At 72.2% G+C, this 8,134-nt stretch carries 5 protein-coding genes; 3 read left to right on the forward strand and 2 right to left on the reverse strand.

The genetic code is table 11. The annotated features are described in order from the left end of the window. The coding region (locus tag ACJ73U_RS08255; protein ID WP_407776944.1) for a condensation domain-containing protein at positions 1-2,116 on the reverse strand (2,116 nt) is incomplete at its 3' end. A 99-nt stretch (positions 2,117-2,215) separates the two neighbouring features. After that, entirely contained in the window at positions 2,216-3,178 is a 963-nt protein-coding gene (locus tag ACJ73U_RS08260) for a TauD/TfdA family dioxygenase (protein ID WP_407776945.1), read from the reverse strand. Positions 3,179-3,337: 159 nt separating this feature from the next. Between ACJ73U_RS08260 and ACJ73U_RS08265 the strand changes: the two genes are divergently transcribed. From ACJ73U_RS08265 to ACJ73U_RS08275, 3 genes are all read left to right on the forward strand, one after another. Continuing rightward, positions 3,338-3,550 (forward strand): MbtH family protein, encoded by a 213-nt coding sequence (locus ACJ73U_RS08265; RefSeq protein ID WP_407776946.1) that lies wholly within the window; start codon positions 3,338-3,340, stop codon positions 3,548-3,550. Between the two features lie 91 nt (positions 3,551-3,641). Then, the gene (locus ACJ73U_RS08270; RefSeq protein WP_407776947.1) at positions 3,642-5,393 is read left to right on the forward strand and encodes an amino acid adenylation domain-containing protein; all 1,752 of its coding nucleotides are present in this window, start codon (positions 3,642-3,644) and stop codon (positions 5,391-5,393) included. Positions 5,394-5,529: 136 nt separating this feature from the next. Continuing rightward, the coding region (locus ACJ73U_RS08275; RefSeq protein WP_407776948.1) for a non-ribosomal peptide synthetase at positions 5,530-8,134 on the forward strand (2,605 nt) is incomplete at its 3' end.

Here is an 8,134-nt window from a genome sequence, read left to right on the forward strand (position 1 = left end):
ACGGGACGAGCTGCAGGATCGTGACGTCGTGGTCGATGACGGCCCGGACCATCGCGGCCGGGTCGTGGTGGGCGCCCTCGGGGGCCATGACGACCGCGCCGCCGGACACGAGCGGCGCCAGCAGCTCCCACATGGCGGCGTCGAACCCGAGCGCGGTCTTCTGCAGCACGCGGTCGGCCGCGGTCATCCCGTACCGCTCGACCGACCACAGGACGCGGTTGCGGATGCCGTCGTGGGTGATCACCACACCCTTGGGGCGGCCGGTGGAGCCGGACGTGTACATGACGTACGCCGCGGCGCGGCCGTCCACGTCGGGGCGGGGCGCGGCCGGCGCGGTGCCGATCCTGGATCGCACCTCGTCGAGGACCAGGGCGACGCCGGCGTCCTCGGCCATGTACGCGCGCCGCTCGGCGGGCAGGTCGACCGGCAGCGGCACGTACACTCCGCCCGCCTCCAGGATGGCGAGCAGTGCCACGACCAGGTCCGTCCCGCGGCCCAGGTGCACGCCGACCGGCGTGCCGGCGGTGACGCCCTGCGCGACCAGCCAGTCCACCAGTCCGTCCACATCGGACATCAGGGTCCGGTAGCTGTGGCGCCGGTCCCCGGCGACGACCGCTGTCGCGTCCGGCGTGGACAGTGCCTGCGCGCGGACCAGCGTCGGCAGCCGCACGTCCGGCCGGGGCAGCTCGGTCCGGTTCCACTCGGTGAGCCGGGCCGCCTCGGGTTCGGTGAGCAGGTCCAGTGTGGACACTGGGGCGTCCGGGGCGGCGGCGATGCTCGCGAGCAGCCGGACGTAGTGCGCGGCGACGCGGTCGACGCGGGCGCGGTCGAACAGGGCGACCGGGTAGAGGAGCTGGCCGGTGACGCGGCCGTCGTCGTGTTCGAAGAGGTGCAGCGACAGGTCGAACGCGGAGCTGGTCCACGGGGTCGCCAGCTCCGCGACGTCGAGCCCGGCGAGGGCGAACGGCTCGCGGTGCCAGTTGTGGAGTCCGAACGCCACCTGGAACAGCGGGTTGCGGGACAGGTCGCGCTCGGGTGCCAGGGCGGCGACGACCCGTTCGAACGGCACGTCCTGGTGGCCGTAGGCGTCGAGGGTGGTCTCCCGCACGTCGGTGAGCAGCTCGGCGAACGACGGCGTGCCGGTGAGGTCCGTCCGCATCACGACGGTGTTGACGAACAACCCGATGAGCCGTTCCAGCGCGACCTGGTTGCGCCCGGCGACGGAGACGCCGACCGCGATGTCGTGCTGGCCGGAGTACCGCGACAGCAGCACCTGGAAGGCGGCGAGGTAGACCATGAACGGCGTCGCGCCGGCGGCGGCGCCGAGCTTGGCGAGGTCGCCGGCCAGCTCGGCCGGCACCACGAGGTCGACGCTGTCCCCGGCGGCGTCCCACGTGTCCGGGCGTGGGCGGTCGGTCGGGAGTTCCAGCGGTGCGAGGCCGGCGAGGCGGTCGCGCCAGTAGCCGAGCTGGGTCTCCCGCAGCTCGGCCGAGGACTCCCACCACTCGCGTTGCCAGTCCGCGTAGTCGGCGTACTGGATCTCGATCTCCGGGAGCGTTGACCGCTCGCCGGCGGTGAACGCCGCGTAGAGGGTGCTCAGCTCGGTGGCGAGCACGCCCCACGACCAGCCGTCGAAGGCGATGTGGTGGACGGTCAGCGCGAGGACGTGTTCCTCGCTGTTCAGGCGGGCCAGGACCCAGCGGACCGGGTGATCGCTGGACAGGTCGAACGGGGTGGTGGCCTGCTCACACAGGAGCGTGTCCAGGGCCTGGCCTCCGGCCCCCGGTTCAACGCTACCAGCGGACACCGACAACTCCGGACCGCTCAAATCCGGTCCGACACCGTCGACCATGGACAGGTCCACCTCACGGAGGGACACCGGGGCCGATGGGTCGATCACCTGCGTCGGCTCGCCGGCCACCGTGAGATAGCGGGTGCGCAGGATCTCGTGGCGGCCCGTGATCTCCGTGAGGGCCGCCGTCAGCGCGGTGACGTCCAGCGGCCCGCGCAGCCGCAGCGCCTGGTGCAGCAGGTACTCCGTGGCACCGGAGCGCAGCTGGTCGAGGAACCACAGCTGGTCCTGCGCGAACGACAGCGGTAGGCCGCCGGTAGTCATCGAAACGCCTCCTGGGGCGAGAGTCAGTGGATCAATGCCTGTGCTGGATCGTTGTGCTGAGTCCGCGCCCAATCAGCAGTTGGCTCAGGGGAACGACACCTAGAAAATCCGGGGAGGCGGACCAGCTGGTTCCGCCATCGCCACGGCGATCTTGCGGGGGCCGGTGAAGGGCTCGCGGGCGTGTGCGGCGAGCATGTTGTCCACGATGAGCACGTCGTCGCGCTGCCAGTCGAAGCGGCGCTGGGCGGTGCGGTAGCGCTCGCGCAGGTGGGCGACGACCTCGTCGGGGATCGGCTCGCCGTCGCCGTAGTAGGTGTTGGTGGGCAGGTCCTCCTCGCCGACCATCTCGCGCAGTGCCGCGCACAGGTCGGCCGACAGCGTGGTGACGTGGAAGAACGTGAGGTGGTTGAACCACACCGGCTCCCCGCTCGCCGGGTGGGTGTGCACGGCGGCGCGGCGGGCGCGGGTGCGCAGGCCGTCCCGGGTCCACTCGACCTCGACGCCGTTGCGGGCGCAGTAGGCGGCGACCTCGTCGCGGTCGGCGGTGCCGAACGCCTGTTGCCACGGCACGCCGAACGCGTCGGTGAAGTTGCGCACCACCATCCAGCCACGCTTGGCGAAGTCCGCGCGGATCTCGGGGTCGATCGACGCGTACACCTGGCGGGTGTCCGCGAGCGGGGTCGCGCCCCGGGTCAGCGGCGGGGTGATGCAGTAGAAGAACAGCGTCAGCGGCCAGGTCGCCTGGTAGGAGTTCTCGTTGTGCAGGAAGATCTCCTCCTCCGGCGGGTAGTCGGTGGAGGTGTAGACCTGCCCCTTGATGGCGTGCCGGGGCGAGGAACGCTCGGCGTAGGTGAGCGGCGCGCCGGACACCGCCCGCACCACCGCGTCGAACCCGTCGACGCCGCCCACGTCGAACCCGCGCAGCAGCACCGCGCCCCGCGTGTGCAGCCGCTCGCGGATGGCCGACCGCCGCGCCGCGGCGAACTCCGTGGCCGGGGTGCCCGGGTCGCCCGCGGTGAACACGTGCGGGAGCAGCTCCTCGTCGAGTGATGTCGCTGTCATGGCGACCAGCGTGGGTGAACGGGTGCCGGTGGCGGCAGAGAAGTTTCGGCAGCGTTGGCCGCCGGCGCGCTGCCCGTGTTTCTGCCGGATCTTCTCTGCCGCGACGCCGGTCTCCCGACACATGCTCTTCGCCGAAGCACGACCGAGGAGGAGACCGGGATGACCGACGAGACCACCGACGAGCGGACCTATCGCGTCGTGGTGAACGACGAGGAGCAGTACTCGATCTGGCTGGCCGCACGGGAGCTGCCGGCCGGCTGGCACGCCGAGGGCACCGAGGGCACCCGCGAGGAGTGCCTGGCCCACATCGGCGAGGTGTGGACCGACATGCGGCCGCGCAGCCTGCGTGAGCGCATGGCCGAGGCCAGGTAACCGGCATGCGGCGGGAGCGGAGCGAGGGAGCCCTCCGCCGGAAGCGCGCGACGAGCGTCGAGCGCGCGACGAGGGAAGGAGGCGGCCGGCGATGAGCGCAGCGACCGGTTCAACAGTGCACGAGCTCGTCGAGGCGCAGGTGCGGCGGACCCCGGCGGCGGTCGCGGTGGTGGCCGAGGGCGCCGCGGTGTCCTACGCGGACCTCAACGCCGCCGCCAACCGGCTGGCCCGCCACCTGCGCTCGCGCGGGATCGGGGCCGGGGCGGTGGTCGGCGTGCGCATGCGGCGGGGCGTGGACCTGGTGGTCGCGCTGCTCGGTGTCATGAAGGCCGGCGCCGCGTACCTGCCGCTGGACCCGGACCTGCCCGAGGAGCGGCTGGCGTTCATGCTGGCCGACTCGGGTGCCTCGCTCGTGCTCGCGTCCGCCGGGACCGACGCGGTGACCCAGCTCAGCCACCCCGGCGAGTCCGGTCAGGACCTCGGGCTGCCGGGCTCGCCGGACGCGCCGGCCTACGTCATGTACACGTCCGGCTCGACGGGTCGGCCCAAGGGGGTCGTGGTCGCACACCGCGGTGTGGTGAACCGGCTGCGGTTCGGGCTGGCCGAGTACCCGCTGACGGCCACCGACCGGGTGCTGCAGAAGACCCCCTACAGCTTCGACGTGTCCGTGCCGGAGATCTTCTGCCCGCTGGCCGCGGGCGCCACGCTCGTCATGGCCAAGCCGGGCGGTCACCGCGATCCCGCGTACCTGGTGGACCTGATCCGGTCGGCCGGCATCACGAGTGTCCACTTCGTACCGTCGATGCTGCGGGCGTTCCTCGCCGAGCCGTTCGACGCGCTGCCGTCGGTGCGGCTCGTGTTCTGCAGCGGCGAGGCGCTCACCGCGGACCTCGTGCGGGCGGTGCACGAGCGGCTGTCCTGCGCGCTGCACAACCTGTACGGGCCGACGGAGGCGTCGATCGAGGTGACGGCGGTCGAGTGCCGCCCGGGCGAGCCGGTCACGATCGGCCGGCCCCTGCCGGGGGTGGAGACCCGGATCGTCGACGCCGACCTGCGCGAGGTGGCCGAGGGCGAGCTGCTGCTCGGCGGCGTCCAGGTCGCCCACGGCTATCTGAACCGCCCGGCGCTGACGGCCGAGCGGTTCGTGCCCAACCCGTTCGGCGGCGGCGACCGCCTGTACCGCACGGGCGATCGCGCACGCCGCGAGGCCGACGGCACGATCACCTACCTGGGGCGCCTGGACAACCAGGTGAAGGTGCGCGGCAACCGGGTGGAGCTGGGCGAGATCGAGGCGGCGCTGGCCGCGCACCCGGCGCTGGCCGCCGCGGTCGTGACCCTGTCCGGCGGTGACCTGGTCGCGTACCTGGTACCCGCGGGTCCCCGGCCGGCGGTGGTCGAGCTGCGGGAGTTCCTGGCACGCACGCTGCCGGACTACATGGTCCCGTCCCGGTGGCTGGCGCTGCCCGAGCTGCCGGTGACGTCGAGCGGGAAGGCCGACCGGGGCGCCCTGCCCGCGGACGCGCCGCCGTGGGAGGAGGTCGCCCACGAACCCCCGGCGTCCCCGGTGGAGGAGGCGATCGCGGAGGTGCTGGCCGAGGTGCTCGGCGTGGACCGGTTCGGCCGCCACGACGACTTCTTCGAGCGCGGCGGCCACTCGCTGCTGGTGACGAGGGTGGTGGCGCTGCTGGGCGAGCGGTTCCCGGTCGAGGTGCCGGTGGCCGCGGTGTTCGAGTCCCCGACCGTGGCCGGCCTGGCCGAGACCGTCCACGCGGCGGTCGCGGCACACGTGACCGCCCTGTCCGAGTCCGATGTGGACACGATGCTGGCCGAGGTGCGCGACTGATGACACTCCAACCAGGCCGAGCGCTCCCCGACCGCACCTCAGGGGAACGTGACGCGAGCCAACCACAAGTACGTGACCGAACAGAACCGTCCTTTCCCGGCGTGACCAACACATCGAATTGCGGGGAGGCGGGCCAGTGACGACTACCGAGTCTCGGCGGCAGGAGCTGCTGGCGCACCTGCTCACCGGCGGCGGCCCCAAACCGGCCGCCAACCCCCCAACGTCCAGGGATCACAGGATTCCACTGTCGACCCCCCAGCGACAGCTGTGGTTCCTGGACCACCTCCGTCCCGGCGCGCTCGAGTACGTCATGCCGTTCGCGTGGCGACTGACCGGCCCGCTGGACGTCGCGGCGTTGCACCACGCTCTCACGGAGATCACGACCCGCCACGAGATCCTGCGCACCCGCTACCCCACGGTGGCCGGCGAGCCCACGCAGGTGATCGACCCACCGGCCCCGGTGTCCCTCCGCGAGGTGGACCTGAGCGGCCCGGAGTTGTCGGTGTCCGCTGGTAGCGTTGAACCGGGGGCCGGAGGCCAGGCCCTGGACATGCTCCTGGGTGAGCAGGCCACCACCCCGTTCGACCTGTCCAGCGATCACCCGGTCCGCTGGGTCCTGGCCCGCCTGAACACCGAGGAACACGTCCTCGCGCTGACCGTCCACCACATCGCCTTCGACGGTCAGTCCGTCGCGGTCCTCGCCCGCGAGCTGTCGGCGCTCTACACCGGCGGCGAGCCGGCCCCGCTCCCCATCCAGTACGCGGACTTCGCCGCCTGGCAAGGTGAGCAGCCCGCCGACCTCACCTACTGGCGCGAGCGCCTCGCCGGTCTCACCCCGCTGGAGCTGCCGACCGACCGTCCGCGCCCGGCGATGCACGACCCGGCGGGCGCCACGGTCACCTTCACCGTCCCGGCCGAGCACGCCACCGCGATGCGGACCCTCGCCAAGGAGCACCGGGCGACCCCGTTCATGGCGTACCTGGCGGCGTTCCAGCTCCTGTTGGCCCGCTACACCGGCCAGACCGACGTCGCGGTGGGCTCCCCTGTCGCCGGCCGCACCCGTCCGGAGACCCACGACCTCATCGGCTATTTCGTCAACACGCTCGTCCTGCGCACGGACCTGACCGGCGATCCCCCGTTCGGCGCCCTCCTGGCGCGGGTCCGCCAGACCACCCTCGACGCGTTGCAGCACCAGGACGTCCCGTTCGAGCGGATCGTCGACGAGGTGGCGCCGGACCGCGACCCGTCCCGCAACCCGCTGTTCTCCACGATGTTCGTGCTGCAGAACACCGACCGCGCGGACTTCACGACCGCGGGCCTGCGCGGCGAGGCCCTCGACGTGCCCTGGCACTCCGCGAAGTTCGACCTGACCCTGTACCTCACCGAACGCCCGGACGGCAGCATCACGGGCGTCGTCGAGTACGCCACGGCCCTGTTCGACCGCACCACCGCGCACCGCCTCGGCGACCACTACACCGAGCTGCTGACCACCCTCACCGCGGACACCCGGGTGAGCACCGCGGAGCTGGTCCCGGCGACCGAGCGACGGCGCCTGGCCGAGTGGAACGAGACGACGGCGCACTACCCCGCCGGCACTCTCACGGAGCTGTTCGCCGCGCAGGTCGCGCGCACGCCGGACGCTCCCGCACTCCGCTTCGAGGGCACCGAGCTGACCTACGCCGAGCTGGACCGCCGCGCGAACCGGTTGGCCCACCACCTGCTCGGCCAGGGTGTGGGTCCGGAGTCGGTGGTGGGCGTGTGCCTGCACCGCTCCCTCGACCTGGTGGTCGCCCTGCTGGGCATCCACAAGGCCGGCGGTGCCTACCTGCCGCTCGACCCCGACTACCCGGCCGACCGCCTCGCCTACCTCAAGGCCGACTCCGGGGCCGAGATCACCGTCACCGCGGACACGTTCGCGGACCCGACCGGGCCGAACCACGACCCCGCCGTGGAGGTGCTGCCCGAACACCCCGCCTACGTCATCTACACCTCCGGCTCCACCGGCCGCCCCAAAGGCGTGATGATCGAACACTGCGGCATCGTCAACCGCCTACAGTGGATGCAGGACACCTACGCACTCGATGCCACCGACCGGGTCCTGCAGAAAACCCCCTACACGTTCGACGTGTCGGTGTGGGAGTTCTTCTGGCCCCTCACCACCGGCGCCATGCTCGTCCTCGCCCGCCCTGACGGGCACCGCGACCCCACCTACCTCGCCGAGACGATCACGGGCGAACAGATCACCACCCTCCACTTCGTCCCCTCCATGCTGCGGGCCTTCCTCACCGAACCCTTCGACACACTGCCCTCACTGCGCCGCGTGCTGTGCAGTGGCGAGGCCCTGCCGGCGGACCTGGTCACCGCCGTTCACGAACGGATCGGCTGCGCACTGCACAACCTCTACGGCCCCACCGAAGCCTCGGTGGACGTCACCGCTGTCGAGTGCCACCCGGGCGAGCCGGTCACCATCGGCCGGCCGGTCGCGAACACCCGCACGCACATCCTCGACAGCACCCTGCGCCCGGTCCCGATCGGCGTGCCCGGCGAACTGATGCTCGCCGGCATCCAACTCGCCCGCGGCTACCTCAACAAACCCGCCCTCACCGCCGACCGGTTCATCCCCAACCCCTTCACCCCAGGCGAACGCCTCTACCGCACCGGTGACCGCGCCCGCTTCCGCCCCGACGGCACCATCGACTACCTCGGCCGCCTCGACCACCAGGTCAAGATCCGCGGCCAAC

Source organism: Actinophytocola sp. (assembly GCF_045807065.1).
GTDB lineage: Bacteria > Actinomycetota > Actinomycetes > Mycobacteriales > Pseudonocardiaceae > Actinophytocola.